The organism is Micromonospora sp. NPDC000316, assembly GCF_042898885.1.
GTDB lineage: Bacteria > Actinomycetota > Actinomycetes > Mycobacteriales > Micromonosporaceae > Micromonospora.
Map to the genome: position 1 here is coordinate 88,051 of NZ_JBIAZG010000002.1, position 13,960 is coordinate 102,010.

The following is a 13,960-nucleotide window of genomic DNA, read 5'->3' on the forward strand; positions in this document are numbered from 1 at the left end:
CCCCACTGGGGGTAAGAGGGAACCGAGCCGGGCCTCGCGGTTAGCATGACCGCGAGAGTGTCCGCCGTCCCGACGGGAGCCACGTCGTGCCCCAGCCCCACCTTCGTACCGTCGTCGTGCTCGCCGCCGGTGAGGGCAAGCGGATGAAGTCGACACTGCCAAAGGTGCTGCACCCCCTGCTCGGCCGCACGCTGCTGGGCCACGTGCTGAGCGCGGCCGCCCCGCTGGCCGCCGACCGGACCGTCGTGGTGGTCGGGCACGGCGCCGACCAGGTGCGCGCCCACCTGACCGAGGTCGCCCCGGACGCCACTCCCGTGCTCCAGGCCGAGCAGCTCGGCACCGGGCACGCCGTGCGCATCGCGCTGGAGGCCGTACCGGACGGGGCCGGCACCGTCGTGGTGATCAACGGGGACGTTCCCCTGCTGCGCCCGGAGACGGTCGGCGCGTTGGTCACCGCGCACGAGCAGGCAGGCGCCGCGGCCACCGTGCTGGCCGCCGAGGTGCCCGACCCGACCGGGCTCGGCCGGATCGTCCGGGACGCGGACGGGCGACTGGAGCAGATCGTCGAGGAGCGCGACGCCGACGCGACGCAGCGCGCCATTCAGGAGATCAACGCCGGCATCTACGCGTTCGACGCGGTGCGGCTGCGCGAGGCGCTGGGCAAGCTCTCCACCGACAACGACCAGGGCGAGGAATACCTGACCGACGTCTTCGGGCTGCTCCGCTCGGCCGGCGAACCGGTCGCCGTGCACGTGGCCGACGACCACGTGGAAACGTTGGGCTGCAACGACCGGGTGGAGTTGGCGACGCTGCGCCGGCTGCTGCGCGACCGGGTCAACGAGGCCTGGATGCGCACCGGGGTCAGCCTGCTCGACCCCGCTACCACCTGGATCGACGTGACTGTGGCGCTGGACCGCGACGCGATCGTCGACCAGAACACGCAGCTGCGCGGCAGCACTGTGGTCGGCGCGGGCACCCTGATCGGGCCGGACGTCACGCTCGTCGACACGATCGTCGGCCCGGCCGCCTCGGTGGTGCGCAGCCACGCCGTGGGCGCCGAGGTGGGCGCGGGCGCCAGCGTGGGCCCGTACGCCTACCTGCGGCCCGCCGCACGGCTCGCCGACAGGGCGAAGGTCGGCACGTTCGTCGAGGTGAAGAACTCGCAGATCGGCGCCGGCTCCAAGGTGCCGCACCTGACGTACGTGGGTGACGCGACGATCGGCGAGCAGAGCAACATCGGGGCGGCGTCGGTATTCGTCAACTACGACGGGGTCAACAAGCACCGCACGGTGATCGGCAGCCATGCCCGGACCGGCGCGGACAACATGTTCGTGGCGCCGGTCGAGGTGGGCGACGGCGCGTACACGGCGGCCGGCTCGGTGATCGTGGACGACGTTCCGGCGGGTGCGATGGGTGTCGCCCGGGCACGCCAGCGCAACATCGAGGGCTGGGTGGTGAAGCGGCGGGCCGGCACGGCCGCGGCCGAGGCCGCCGAGCGGGCACGCGACGTGCAGGGTGCGTCGAAGAGGGCCGGCGCCGCAAGCGACAGTGAGGCAATGCACGGGCCGGCCGAGACGGTGGGCGGTGCGTCCGGCGCGGGAGATACTGCAACCGAATAGTCTCCGACCCACCACCACAGGGCCGGGTATCGCCGACAAACGGGAGCAGACGGGCCCATGGGCAGCATCGTCGCCGAAAACCGCAAAAGCCTGATGCTCTTTACCGGACGAGGTTTTCCGGAGTTGGCCAAGGAGATCGGCGAGGTGCTCGGTGTCGCGCCGACGCCGGCCGACGCCTACGAGTTCGCCAACGGCGAGATCTTCGTACGATTCAAGGACTCGGTGCGTGGCTCGGACGCCTTCGTGGTGCAGTCCGTGACGCACGGGGTGAACACCTGGGTCATGGAGACCCTGATCATGGTGGACGCGCTGAAGCGGGGGTCGGCCAAGCGGATCACCGTCGTGCTGCCGTTCTACCCGTACGCGCGGCAGGACAAGAAGCACCGTGGTCGGGAGCCGATCTCGGCTCGGCTGGTGGCGGACCTGCTGAAGACCGCGGGTGCGAACCGGATCCTCACCGTCGACCTGCACACCGCGCAGATCCAGGGCTTCTTCGACGGTCCGGTGGACCACCTCTTCGCGATGGACATCCTCGCCGAGTACGTGGAACGCAAGTACGCCGGCCGCCCGATGACAGTTGTGGCACCGGATTCCGGCCGAGTTCGGGTGGCCGAGCGGTGGACCGACCGGCTGGGCGGTTGCCCGCTGGCGTTCATCCACAAGACCCGCGACCCGATGAAGCCGAACCAGGTCGTGGCGAACCGGGTGGTCGGCGAGGTGGAGGGCCGGGTCTGCCTGATCGTCGACGACATGATCGACACCGGCGGCACGATCACCAAGGCCGCCGACATCCTCAAGGAGTCGGGCGCGGCGGAGATCGTGGTGGCGTCCACCCACGCCCTGTTGTCGGACCCGGCTACCGAGCGGTTGAAGAACAGCCCGATCAGCGAGGTGGTGGTGACCAACACGCTGCCGCTGCCACCGGAGAAGCAACTGGACAAGCTGACGGTGCTGTCGATCGCGCCGTTGCTGGCGCGGGCGATCCGGGAGGTCTTCGACGACGGCTCGGTGACCACCCTCTTCGGTGGCCTGAGCTGACACTCGCGGTGCGGTGAGCTCCGTTTCCGCCATTCGGCACGTTTGTGGTTCCGGAGCTGGCAGGCTGGGGGGAAACGGGGCTGGCACGCGGGCGGGACCACCGTCGGCGTGCCAGCCCGGAGCCGTGACCGGGGACTGCCGCGAGCCCTGGAATCAGCTCGGGTAGACTAGTGCGGTTGCCACGGCGAGGGTGCCCGGCGGGCCGCTGAAAAGCGCCGCACGGAGGCACCGTCATCGACGCGGTGCTCCGGGCAGTCGTTCATGACGCATGAGCCCCAGCGAGCCCCTCGCCCCAGCACCGCAAGACGACAAGCCGCCGCAGCGAAAAGCATCAGGAGTTTCCCCGTGTCCGAGGTAAAGATCAGCGCCGAGCCCCGCACCGAGTTCGGCAAGGGTGGTGCCCGTCGTACCCGCCGGGCCGGCAAGGTGCCAGCCGTGCTGTACGGCCACGGCGAGAAGCCCAAGCACATCGCGCTGCCGTCGCGGGAGTTCGCCGCGGCGATCCGCAAGGGCGGTGCCAACCAGCTCTTCGCGATCGACATCACCGACGGCACCCAGGTGCTGGCGCTGCCGAAGGCGATCCAGCGTGACCCGATCCGGGACACCTTCGAGCACGTGGACCTCATCCTGGTCCGCCGGGGCGAGAAGGTCACCGTCGAGGTCCCGGTCCAGCTGACCGGCGAGGCCGCCCGCGACACCCTTATCGTGCACGACCACGACACCCTCTCGGTGACCGCCGACGCCACGAAGGTGCCGGACCACCTCGAGGCCTCGATCGAGGGCCTGGAGGCGGGCTCCCAGGTGACCGCCGGCGACGTGCAGCTGCCGGCCGGTGTCGAACTGGCCGTCGACGCGACGCTGCCGGTCGCCGCCGTGACCGCCGCGCCGACCGCCGAGCAGCTCGAGGCGACGCTGCCCGAGGTCGAGGAGGCCACCGACGAGGCTGAGGCCGAGGTCGGCGAGGTCACCGAGGGCTCCGAGGGCGCGGACGCCGCTCCGGCCGCCGAGGGCGCGGAGAGCACCGAGGCGCGCACCGAGGCCTGATCGGTTCGTATCGTGCGGCAGGCGTCCCCGAGGCTTCGGGGGCGCCTGCCGGCGTATCGGGAGTCGGTCGGACGGGACTGCGAAAGGGACGGGTCGTGACGGACGAGGCGGGGCCGTGGCTGGTGGTCGGCCTGGGAAACCCCGGTCGGGAGTACGCCGGTAACCGGCACAACGTCGGCTTCATGGTGGCCGACCTGCTGGCCGGACGCGTGGGTGCGCGGTTCGGCCGGCACAAGCGGGCTGTCGCCGACGTGGCCGAGGGGCGGCTCGGGTTCGGCGGGCCGAAGCTGGTTCTGGCCAAGCCACTGACGTACATGAACCTCTCCGGTGGGCCCGTCGCGGCGTTGGCGCAGTTCTACAAGGTGCCGCCGGCGCAGGTGATCGCGGTGCACGACGAGCTGGACATCGACTTCGGCCAGGTACGGATCAAGTTCGGCGGTGGCGAGGGCGGGCACAACGGCCTGCGCTCGATGTCGAAGTCGTTGGGCACGAAGGACTACGTCCGGGTGCGGTTCGGCGTCGGCCGCCCACCGGGACGCCAGGATCCGGCAGACTACGTGCTGTCGGATTTCGGCGCGGCGGAGCGCAAGGAGTTGGACTTCCTGGTGGACCGGGCTGCCGACGTGGTGGAGTCGGTGATCGTCAAGGGCGTCGAGCCGACCCAGAACGTCTACCACGGCGGTTGAGCCGGGCGAGGCGTACCGGATCGGAACTGGCGGGCCGGTAGTCTGCGCCTTTCGGCGTGCCGCGACAGGCGACGCGGATCGTGGCCAGTCGGTCCGTGCGGCGCGGGACGCGGCGAGGCGACGGGAGCGGGCAGATGGGCAGTCCTCCGATGATCGACGGCGCGTTCGCCAGGTGGTTGGCGTCGCGGGCCGGTCAGGCGCTGCTCGCCCTGCGCACGGAGTTGGGTTTCGCGGACGCCGGTGCGCTGAAGTCGGCGGGTGACAAGGTGTCGCACGACCTCATCCGCACGGAGCTGGCGAAGTGGCGGCCCGGCGACGCGGTGCTCTCCGAAGAGGACGAGGGCTCGCGGCTGGCCTGGGCGGCCGAGGTGAATGCCGGGGCGGTGTCCCGGCTGACGGCGGACCGCGTGTGGATCATCGACCCGTTGGACGGCACCCGGGAGTTCTCCGAGGAGGGCCGCTCGGACTGGGCGGTGCACATCGCCCTCTGGGCGCGTAGCGCGCCGAGCGGGCACGGGTTGGTGGCCGGGGCGGTGGGGCTGCCGGCGCAGCACCGGGTGCTGGGCACTGACTACCCGCCGGCGTACCCGCCGATGACCGTGGAGGCGGCGACGGCCGGCGAACGGAAGATCCGCCTGGCGGCGAGCCGGAGTCGACCGCCCGTCTTCCTGACCGATCTGGCCGAGGACGTCGGGGCGCACCTGGTGCCGATGGGCTCGGCCGGCGCGAAGATCGCCGCGGTGGTGACCGGCGAGGTGGACGCGTACATCCACGCCGGGGGGCAGTACGAGTGGGATTCGGCAGCCCCGGTGGCTGTGGCGACTGCCACCGGATTGCACGCTTCCCGGATCGACGGTTCTGCGCTTCGATACAACGAGGCGGATCCGCGCCTGCCGGACCTGCTGGTCTGTCGCAAGGATCTCGCCCACCGGTTGCTTGCAGCGTTGCAGAGACATTCCGGGTAGCCTGAGCGAACGATCTTGACATGTCCGACCGGAAAGGTCTGGAAATCGGATGAGTGAGCGAATCGAGCAGCGGTCATGACCACCCCTGCGGCCTACCGGGTCTCCCACCTGGACGCCCTGGAGGCGGAGAGCATCTTCGTGATGCGCGAGGTGGTCGCCGAGATGGAACGCCCGGTGCTGCTCTTCTCCGGTGGGAAGGACTCGATCGTCATGCTGCGGCTGGCGCAGAAGGCGTTCGCCCCCGCCAACATCCCCTTCCCGGTCATGCACGTCGACACCGGCCACAACTTCCCCGAGGTCCTGGAATACCGCGACCAGCGGGTCGCCGAGCTGGGGTTGCAGCTCGTGGTGGCGAGCGTGCCGGAGGCCCTGGCGAGCGGCATGGTCCGGGAGTCCGGCGACGGGATGCGCAACCGGATCCAGACGCCGGTGCTGCTGGACGCGGTCGAGAAGCACCGTTTCGACGCCCTGTTCGGTGGCGCCCGCCGGGACGAGGAGAAGGCCCGGGCGAAGGAGCGGATGTTCAGCTTCCGCGACGAGTTCGGCCAGTGGGACCCGAAGAACCAGCGGCCGGAGCTGTGGTCGCTCTACAACGGCCGGCACCACCCGGGCGAGTCGATCCGTATCTTCCCGCTGTCCAACTGGACCGAGTTGGATGTCTGGCACTACATCGCCCGGGAGCGGATCCCGCTGCCCTCGATCTACTACGCGCACGAGCGCGAGGTGATCGAGCGCGACGGCATGTTCTACGCGGTGAACGAGTTCTTCCGCCCCCGCGCGGGCGAGGAGCGGTTCAAAGCCCAGGTGCGCTACCGCACCGTCGGCGACGCGTCCTGCACCGCCGCGGTCCGCTCCGACGCGGACACCGTGGAGAAGGTCATCGAGGAGGTGGCGGCCACCCGGATCACCGAGCGTGGCGCGACCCGCGGTGACGACCGGGTCAGCGAGGCCGCCATGGAGGACCGCAAGCGGGAGGGGTACTTCTGATGAGCACCGACATTGTGGCCCCGGCCGCCGCCGAGGCCACATCGGAGGCGCGGCCCATGGACCTGCTGCGGTTCGCGACCGCCGGCAGCGTGGACGACGGCAAGTCGACACTTATCGGGCGACTGCTCTACGACACCAAGTCGCTCTTCACCGACCAGCTCGCCGCCGTGGAGGCGGTAAGCGCGGCCCGCGGTGACGAATACACAAACCTGGCGCTGCTCACCGACGGTCTGCGAGCCGAGCGGGAGCAGGGCATCACCATCGACGTGGCGTACCGATACTTCGCCACCCCCCGGCGCAAGTTCATCATCGCCGACACCCCGGGCCACATCCAGTACACCCGGAACATGGTGACCGGGGCGTCCACAGCCGACCTGGCGCTGATCCTTGTGGACGCGCGCAAGGGCCTTGTCGAGCAGTCCCGCCGGCACGCGTTCCTCTGCTCGCTGCTGCGGGTGCCGCACCTTGTGCTCTGTGTCAACAAGATGGACCTGGTGGACTGGTCGCAGGAGGTCTACGAGCGGATCGCCGACGAGTTCACGGCGTTCGCCGCGAAGCTCGACGTACCGGACCTGACGGTGGTGCCGGTCTCCGCGCTGCGCGGCGACAACATCGTCTCCCGGTCGGAGAACATGCAGTGGTACGAGGGCCCCTCGCTGCTGCACCACCTGGAGCGGGTGCACATCGCGAGCGACCGCAACCTTGTCGACGTCCGGTTCCCCGTGCAGTACGTGATTCGGCCGCAGTCCACAACTGTCACCGACTACCGTGGCTACGCCGGTCAGGTCGCCTCGGGTGTGCTCAAGCCCGGTGACGAGGTGATGGTGCTGCCGTCCGGCTTCACCAGCCGGATCGCCGCCGTGGAGACCGCCGACGGGCCGGTCGCTGAGGCGTTCCCGCCGATGTCGGTGACGGTACGACTGGCCGACGAGATCGACATCTCCCGCGGCGACCTGATCTGCCGGCCGAACAACGCACCGGCGGTCGCGCAGGACATCGAGGCGATGGTCTGCTGGATGGACGAGACGGCCCCGCTACGGGTCGGCGGCCGGTACGCGATCAAGCACACCACCCGCTCGGCGCGGGCGATCGTGCGCGGGCTGCACTACCGGCTGGACATCAACTCCCTGCACCGCGACGAGTCGGCCGACGAACTGCGGCTCAACGAGATCGGCCGGGTGCGACTGCGCACCACAGTGCCCCTTCTCGCCGACGAGTACCGCCGCAACCGCACCACGGGAGGCTTCGTCATCATCGACGAATCCACCAACCGCACAGTAGGCGCGGCAATGATCGTCGAAGCAAGCTAACCCCCCCGCCCCCCGCCCCCGCGCCCTCGCCCCCGCCCCGTTCGCCCCGCGATCTTGCACTTTCGGTCGCCGTTCTGCCCCGTTATGAGGGAATTGTCGCGGCAGAAACTGCAAGATCGCGGGGGTGGAATGGGGTGCGCGGGGTGTGGGGGTGGGGGAGCGGGGGTTAGTTGAGGCGGGTTGCTCCGGGGGCTGGGAGGACTGTCAGGGTGCCTGGGGTGGTGAAGCCTTGTTTGGCGTAGGCCGTCTTGACGGCGGTCGCTACTGCTTCGGCCTGGTCGGCCTTTACCAGGGCTAGGACGCAGCCGCCGAAGCCGCCGCCTGTCATCCGGGCACCCAACGCGCCGGCCGCCAGCGCCGCCTCGACGGCGGTGTCCACCTCGGGCACCGTGATCTCGAAGTCGTCGCGCATCGAGACGTGTGAGGCGGTGAGCAGCGGGCCGATGTCCCGGACCCGCCCGGCGCGTAGCAGCGCGACAGTGTCCAGCACACGCTGATCCTCGGTGACTACGTGTCGGACCCGACGGCGGGTCACCTCGTCGTCGAGGCGGGTCAGCGCGGCGTCGAGTTGGTCGACGGCCACGTCGCGCAGCGCGGGGACGCCGAGCGCCTCGGCCGCCGCCTCGCAGGACTGGCGGCGGGCGGCGTATTCGCCGTCGGCGTGCCGGTGCGGCGCCCGGCTGTCGATGACCAGCACGGCCAGCCCGGCGGCGTCCAGGTCGAACGGGATGTGCTCGACGGACTCGTCACGGCAGTCGAGGAAGAGCGCGTGCCCGGCCCGGCAGCGGATCACCGCGGACTGGTCCATGATCCCGGTCGGCGCGCCGACGTAGACGTTCTCCGCCCGCTGCGCCAGCCGGGGCCGCCGTTCGGCGGGCAACTCCAGCCCACCGAGGTCGAGCAGAGCCGCGAGCACCGCCGACTCCAGCGCGGCCGAGGAGGAGAGCCCCGAACCCAGCGGCACGTCGGAGGCGATGGCCAGCCGGGCGCCCGGCACCTGATGACCGGCCTCGCGCAGCGCCCACACCACCCCCGCGACGTACGCGCCCCAGCCGGTGACCCGGCCCGGCTCGGCCACGTCGTCAGCGCCGAAGGTGATGGTCTCGCCGGAGAGCTCGGACCAGACCGTCCAGTTGTCGCCGTCCTGCCGGTCGGCGGCGACGACGGTACGCAGCGGCAGCGCGAAGGGCAGCACGAAACCGTCGTTGTAGTCGGTGTGCTCGCCGATCAGATTGACCCGACCAGGTGCCGCCCAGCGGCCGGTGGCCCGGCCGCCGTACTTGTCGGTGAAGCCTGCGGCCGCCCGCTCGGCGACGTCCCCGTTGAGGTGGGTCACTGTTGCTGCTCCAGGATGTGCGTGCGGTAGAAGGCCCAGGCGTCGCCGACCATGTCGTGCAGGGTCGGCTTCTGCGGCACCCAGCCCAGCTCCTCGCTGGCCAGCGCCGAGGAGGCGACCAACTCGGCGGGGTCGCCCTCGCGGCGCGGCGCCACCTCGACCGGCACATGGTGGCCGGTGACCTCGCGGACCACGTCGACGACCTGCCGGTTGGTGAAGCCGTTGCCGTTGCCCAGGTTGTAGATCCGGTGCTGGCCGCTGACTGCGGCGTCAAGCGCGAGCAGGTGGGCGCGGGCCAGGTCGGCGACGTGGATGTAGTCGCGGACGCAGGTGCCGTCCGCGGTGGGGTAGTCGTCGCCGAAGAGTTGGAGCTTGTCCCGCCGGCCGGCGGCGACCTCCAGCGCGATGGGGATCAGGTGCGTCTCCGGGTCGTGCCGCTCGCCGAGCGCGACAGCTTCGGTGAGGTGTGCGCCGGCGACGTTGAAGTAGCGCAGCGAGACGGCGGCCAGCCCGTGCGCGATGGCCTCGGAGGTGAGCGCCATGTCGACGGCGAGCTTGGTGGCCCCGTACGTGTTGGTGGGCGCCTTGACCGCGGTCTCCGGGATGGGGAGCTCGGTGGGGTTGCCGTAGACGGCGGCGGTGGAGGAGAAGACCATCCGGGGTACGCGGGCGGCCCGGACGGCGTCGATCAGGGCCAACGTGCCGACTGTGTTGTTCTGCCAGTACAGCTCCGGCTTGACCATCGACTCGCCGGCGGCGATCAGGGCGGCGAAGTGCAGCACCCCGTCGAACCCGGCGTCGGGGGTGACGACCTGGGCGGCGTCGTGGATGGACGCTTGGACGTGGGTGGCGTCCGGGGCGAGTGCCTCGCGGTGGCCGGTGCGCAGGTCGTCCAGGACGACGACCTGGTGGCCGGCGTCGAGCAGCATGCGGGTCACCACGCTGCCGATGAAGCCGGCGCCCCCGGTGACGAGCAGTTTCACGTCGTTGCCTCCTGCCTGGCCCGCCGGGACGTGCCCTCGGTGATCACCCTACGGCTGCGGTCGGTGCCTCCACCGACCTCACCGTCAGCCCATTCCATCATAATCTCTCACGTTCAAACAGCACCGAACATGGCGGCTTCACGCGATCCCCGGTGCGGCGGGCCAACGGTGTCTACCATCTCTGTCATGCGGGAAGCGGCCCGTACCGGGCTCCGGCGACGCGTACGAGGGCGGCCCCGCCATGACCCCGGCCCGCTCGCCCGGGCCGTCGCCCGCGTGCTGGTCCGCGCCGCCGACGGTGCCAGCCGCCTTGTCACCGACCTGCTCGGCGCCGGCCCGGCGGCCGGCCGGGAGCGCATCTCCGAGGCCGAGTTTCGCGACCTGGTCGCGGCGAACACGGTGCTCGACCCGGACGAGCGGCGGATCATCGACGAGGTCCTGGTGGCCGCTGCCAGCCTGGTCCGCAAGGTGATGATGCCCCGCACCGAGGTGGTCTTCCTGCCGGCCCGGCTGACCATCGCCGAGGCGGCCCGGCTGGTCCGCGCCGAGACGCACACCCGTTACCCGGTCACCGACGGCACCCACGACGACGTGGTCGGTTTCGTGCACCTGCGCGACGTGCTGCTGCGTCCGGACATCGACCCCTGCGTCACCGTCGGCGAGTTGACCCGCGAGGTCAAGCGGCTGCCCGGCAGCAAACGCGTCCTGGCCGCCCTCACCGAGATGCGCCGGGAGGGCCAGCACCTCGCGGTGGTGATCGACGAGTACGGCGGCACCGCCGGGATCGTCACCCTGGAGGACCTGATCGAGGAACTCGTCGGGGAGATCCACGACGAGTACGACGCCGCGCCGGACCCGGTGCACGCAGGCCTTCCGGCGGTGGTGGACGGCCGGCTCAACCTCGCCGACTTCGCCGAGCGGACCGGAGTGGCGCTGCCCGTCGGGCCGTACGAGACGGTCGGCGGGTACGTGATGGCAGCGCTGGGCCGCCTGCCGCTGACCGGGGACGAGGTGCCGGTGCCCGCCGAGCCGGCCGGCGACGGCCTGCCCGATCCGGCGGACCCGCCCGGCGGCTGGCTGCTGCGCGTACTGGCCCTGGAGGGACGTCGGGTGGCCCGGCTCGCGGTGTCGGCCGTACGGACGCCGGAACAGCGCCGAGATGCCGCCGCCAGTCCGGCACGTGAGGGTGGAACGGGGCAGCCCCGGGAGAGCGGCGGCGGGCGGTCGGGTGGACCCGCAGCCGCACCGACACGACGTTTCGGGGCGGGGGAGCCGGGCGAGGTCAGCGCCCCGACACCGGCGGGCCGCGGCCGACCCGCCGGCCCGTCATGACGGACCCGGTTGCTTGCTGACAGAATTGTCGCCATGTCCGACGTTCCCGCCCGCCCGCGCGTCTTCTCCGGCATCCAGCCGACGGCCGACTCGTTCCACCTCGGCAACTACCTCGGCGCCGTGCGGCACTGGGTGGCCCTACAGGAGACACACGACGCGTTCTACTGCGTCGTGGACCTGCACGCCATCACCGCGGGCCACGATCCGGCGGTGCTGCGCCAGCGGACAAGGGTGGCGGCCGCGCAGCTCTTCGCGGTCGGTCTCGACCCGGAACGCAGCACCCTTTTCGTGCAGTCGCAGGTGCCCGAGCACCCGCAGTTGGCCTGGGTGCTGGGTTGCATCACCGGCTTCGGTGAGGCCAGCCGGATGACCCAGTTCAAGGACAAGTCCCAGAAGCAGGGAAACGAGCGGGCAAGCGTCGGGCTGTTCACCTATCCGGTCCTGCAGGCCGCCGACATCCTGCTCTACCAGGCCAACGCGGTGCCGGTCGGTGAGGACCAGCGGCAGCACCTGGAGCTCTCCCGGGACCTGGCCCAGCGGTTCAACTCGTTGTTCGGCGCGACGTTCACAGTCCCCGCCCCGCACATCGTGAAGGACACCGCGAAGATCACCGACCTACAGGACCCGACCGCGAAGATGTCCAAGTCGTCGTCCTCGCCGGCCGGCATCATCGACCTGCTGGAGGACCCAGCCCGGTCCGCCAAGAAGATCCGCTCGGCGGTGACCGACACCGGCCGTGAGATCGTCTTCGACGCCGAGACCAAGCCGGGCGTGTCCAACCTGCTGACCATCCACTCGGCGCTCAGCGGACGCAGCATCGACGAGTTGGTCGCCGCGTACGCCGGCCGTGGCTACGGCGACCTGAAGAAGGACCTGGCCGAGGTTGTGGCGGACTTCGTCCGCCCGATCCAGGAACGCACCCGCACCTACCTCGACGACCCGGCGCAGCTGGACAAGCTGCTCGCCGCCGGCGCGGAGAAGGCCCGGGCGGTGGCCGGGGCGACGCTGCGGTCCGCGTACGAGCGGGTCGGGTTCTTCCCGCCGGTGCGCGGCGAATAGCGCCGCGGGACAGGTGGTCGGGTCGGTGGCCGAAGAAGCGGCACGGAGCGTGGATCGCAGTGGCGGGGTGACGCCATCCGGCGACACCATCCAGATCGGCATCGCTGTGGACATCCCGGAGCCCTGGGGGGCCCAGCTCACCCAGCGGCGGATAGCTGCGGGTGACGCCCTCGCGGTGCCCGCGCACGTGACGCTGCTCGGTCCGACCGAGATCCCGACCGCCGTCCTGCCGGCCGTCGAGCGCCACCTCGGCGCGGTCGCCGCCGCGCATCCGCCGTTCGCGCTGCACCTGCGGGGCACCGGCACGTTCCGGCCGGTGACCCAGGTGGTGTTCGTCGCGGTCGCCGCCGGGATCAGCGAGTGCGAACTGCTGGCCGGGGAAATCGCCGCCGCGCCGGGGGTGCATCGCGAGTTGCGCTTCCCCTACCATCCGCACGTCACTGTGGCGCAGGACGTGTCGCCGGAGGCACTGGACAAGGTGTACGAGGATCTGGCCGACTTCTCCGCGATGTTCCAGGTCGAGGCGTTCACCCTCTTCTCGCACAGCGGGCAGGCCCGGTGGCAGCCCCGCCGGGACTTCCGCCTCGGCAACTGACCGTCGGCGACGCGCCGAGTGGCGAGCATTCGGAGTCGTTGCCGTGACGGCTGTGGGAGATCGGCGAGGATGACCGCGTGAACGTGATCGGGGCGATCGAGGCGGGCATCGACCGCGGGGTGACTGCCGCACGCCGCCGGTCGCGGCACTTCGACCACCTGTGGCGTGCCGGGACGCTCTACGGCGAGGTGCTGGCCGGGCGACTGGCGGCGGCGATCGCCTACTACGGCTTCTTCGCGGTCTTCGCTCTCGCGCTTGTCGCGTACTCCATCTTCGGCGCGATCCTGGAGGACAACGACGAGGTCAGCGAGGCGGCGGCAGGGTTCCTGAAGGAGAATCTGCCGTTCCTGGACTCGGAGCAGATCGCCAACTCCAGCGGCACTGTCGGCGTGGTCGGCCTGATCATCCTGGTGTTCACCGGGATCGGCTGGGTGGAGTCGATCCGCTCCTCGCAGCGGCTGATGTACGCGCTCAACCAGCAGCCGGGCAATCTGGTGGTCAGGCGGTTGGTCGACCTCGGCGTGATGATCGGCGTTTTCGTGCTGCTCGGTGTCTCGGTGGCGGCGGTGGACGCGCTGGAGTCACTGCTGCGCTTCCTGCTGCGCAGCACCGGCTCGGTCGGCCTGACCACGATCAGCGCGGTCCTCAGCGTGCTTTTCAACGCGGTGCTCGCCACCGCTCTGCTTGTCGCCGTGCCCCGGCTGCGGATGAGCCGGTCCCGACTGCGCCCGGTGGTGGTGCTTGTCGCGATCGGCATCACGCTGCTCAACACCGTGGGGCGCTATTACGTCGTACGCACCGAGCGGAACCCGGCGTACACGGTGGTGGCCGGCGCGGTCGGGCTGCTGCTCTACCTCTACCTGCTCAACCAACTGGTGCTGTTCGGGGCGGCGCTCCTCGCGACCAGTGGGAAGGGGCGGGTGGTGGATCTGGCGGAGGGGCCGCGGGTGACGAATCTCGAAGACGACACCGATCCCGGTACGCCGGGCGGTGGGGGCTGACGGCG

At 70.8% G+C, this 13,960-nt stretch carries 12 protein-coding genes and 1 pseudogene; 11 read left to right on the top strand and 2 right to left on the bottom strand.

The features are described from left to right. Window positions 1-86 precede the first annotated feature (86 nt). The 7 genes from glmU (at window position 87) to ACFY2Q_RS04990 (ending at window position 7,649) form a co-directional block, all read left to right on the top strand. On the top strand, window positions 87-1,619 hold the full coding sequence (gene glmU, locus ACFY2Q_RS04960) for a bifunctional UDP-N-acetylglucosamine diphosphorylase/glucosamine-1-phosphate N-acetyltransferase GlmU (protein WP_387127798.1): 1,533 nt from the start codon (window positions 87-89) through the stop codon (window positions 1,617-1,619). A 57-nt stretch (window positions 1,620-1,676) separates the two neighbouring features. Further along, entirely contained in the window at window positions 1,677-2,657 is a 981-nt protein-coding gene (locus ACFY2Q_RS04965) for a ribose-phosphate diphosphokinase (protein ID WP_387127800.1), read from the top strand. Between the two features lie 345 nt (window positions 2,658-3,002). Next, window positions 3,003-3,701 (top strand): 50S ribosomal protein L25/general stress protein Ctc, encoded by a 699-nt coding sequence (locus ACFY2Q_RS04970; protein WP_387127802.1) that lies wholly within the window; start codon window positions 3,003-3,005, stop codon window positions 3,699-3,701. Window positions 3,702-3,796: 95 nt separating this feature from the next. After that, the gene (pth, locus tag ACFY2Q_RS04975; RefSeq protein ID WP_387127803.1) at window positions 3,797-4,387 is read left to right on the top strand and encodes an aminoacyl-tRNA hydrolase; all 591 of its coding nucleotides are present in this window, start codon (window positions 3,797-3,799) and stop codon (window positions 4,385-4,387) included. A 134-nt stretch (window positions 4,388-4,521) separates the two neighbouring features. Continuing rightward, on the top strand, window positions 4,522-5,352 hold the full coding sequence (locus ACFY2Q_RS04980) for an inositol monophosphatase family protein (protein WP_387127805.1): 831 nt from the start codon (window positions 4,522-4,524) through the stop codon (window positions 5,350-5,352). Window positions 5,353-5,427: 75 nt separating this feature from the next. After that, window positions 5,428-6,339 (top strand): sulfate adenylyltransferase subunit CysD, encoded by a 912-nt coding sequence (cysD, locus tag ACFY2Q_RS04985; protein WP_387127807.1) that lies wholly within the window; start codon window positions 5,428-5,430, stop codon window positions 6,337-6,339. Beyond that, on the top strand, window positions 6,339-7,649 hold the full coding sequence (locus tag ACFY2Q_RS04990; protein ID WP_387127809.1) for a sulfate adenylyltransferase subunit 1: 1,311 nt from the start codon (window positions 6,339-6,341) through the stop codon (window positions 7,647-7,649). Before cysD ends, ACFY2Q_RS04990 begins: the two co-directional genes overlap by 1 nt. Before the next feature lie 166 nt (window positions 7,650-7,815). Here the strand turns inward: ACFY2Q_RS04990 and galK are convergent, their stop codons facing one another. After that, window positions 7,816-8,985 carry a galactokinase gene (gene galK / locus ACFY2Q_RS04995; protein ID WP_387127811.1) on the bottom strand — a complete coding sequence of 390 codons (1,170 nt, stop codon included), beginning with the start codon at window positions 8,983-8,985 and terminating at the stop codon, window positions 7,816-7,818. Beyond that, window positions 8,982-9,914 carry a UDP-glucose 4-epimerase GalE gene (gene galE / locus ACFY2Q_RS05000; protein ID WP_387128458.1) on the bottom strand — a complete coding sequence of 311 codons (933 nt, stop codon included), beginning with the start codon at window positions 9,912-9,914 and terminating at the stop codon, window positions 8,982-8,984. Before galE ends, galK begins: the two co-directional genes overlap by 4 nt. A 240-nt stretch (window positions 9,915-10,154) precedes the next feature. On the opposite strand from galE, the pseudogene ACFY2Q_RS05005 reads away from it, so the two are divergent. From ACFY2Q_RS05005 to ACFY2Q_RS05020, 4 genes and pseudogenes are all read left to right on the top strand, one after another. Further along, window positions 10,155-11,207: pseudogene (locus ACFY2Q_RS05005) on the top strand (hemolysin family protein); the annotation flags it as partial. Window positions 11,208-11,333: 126 nt separating this feature from the next. Continuing rightward, window positions 11,334-12,359: a tryptophan--tRNA ligase gene (trpS, locus tag ACFY2Q_RS05010; RefSeq protein WP_387127813.1), complete on the top strand. Its 1,026-nt coding sequence runs from the start codon at window positions 11,334-11,336 to the stop codon at window positions 12,357-12,359. Window positions 12,360-12,384: 25 nt separating this feature from the next. Next, on the top strand, window positions 12,385-12,954 hold the full coding sequence (locus tag ACFY2Q_RS05015) for a 2'-5' RNA ligase family protein (protein ID WP_387127815.1): 570 nt from the start codon (window positions 12,385-12,387) through the stop codon (window positions 12,952-12,954). A gap of 77 nt (window positions 12,955-13,031) precedes the next feature. Next, entirely contained in the window at window positions 13,032-13,955 is a 924-nt protein-coding gene (locus tag ACFY2Q_RS05020) for a YihY/virulence factor BrkB family protein (protein ID WP_387127817.1), read from the top strand. Window positions 13,956-13,960: the final 5 nt, after the last annotated feature.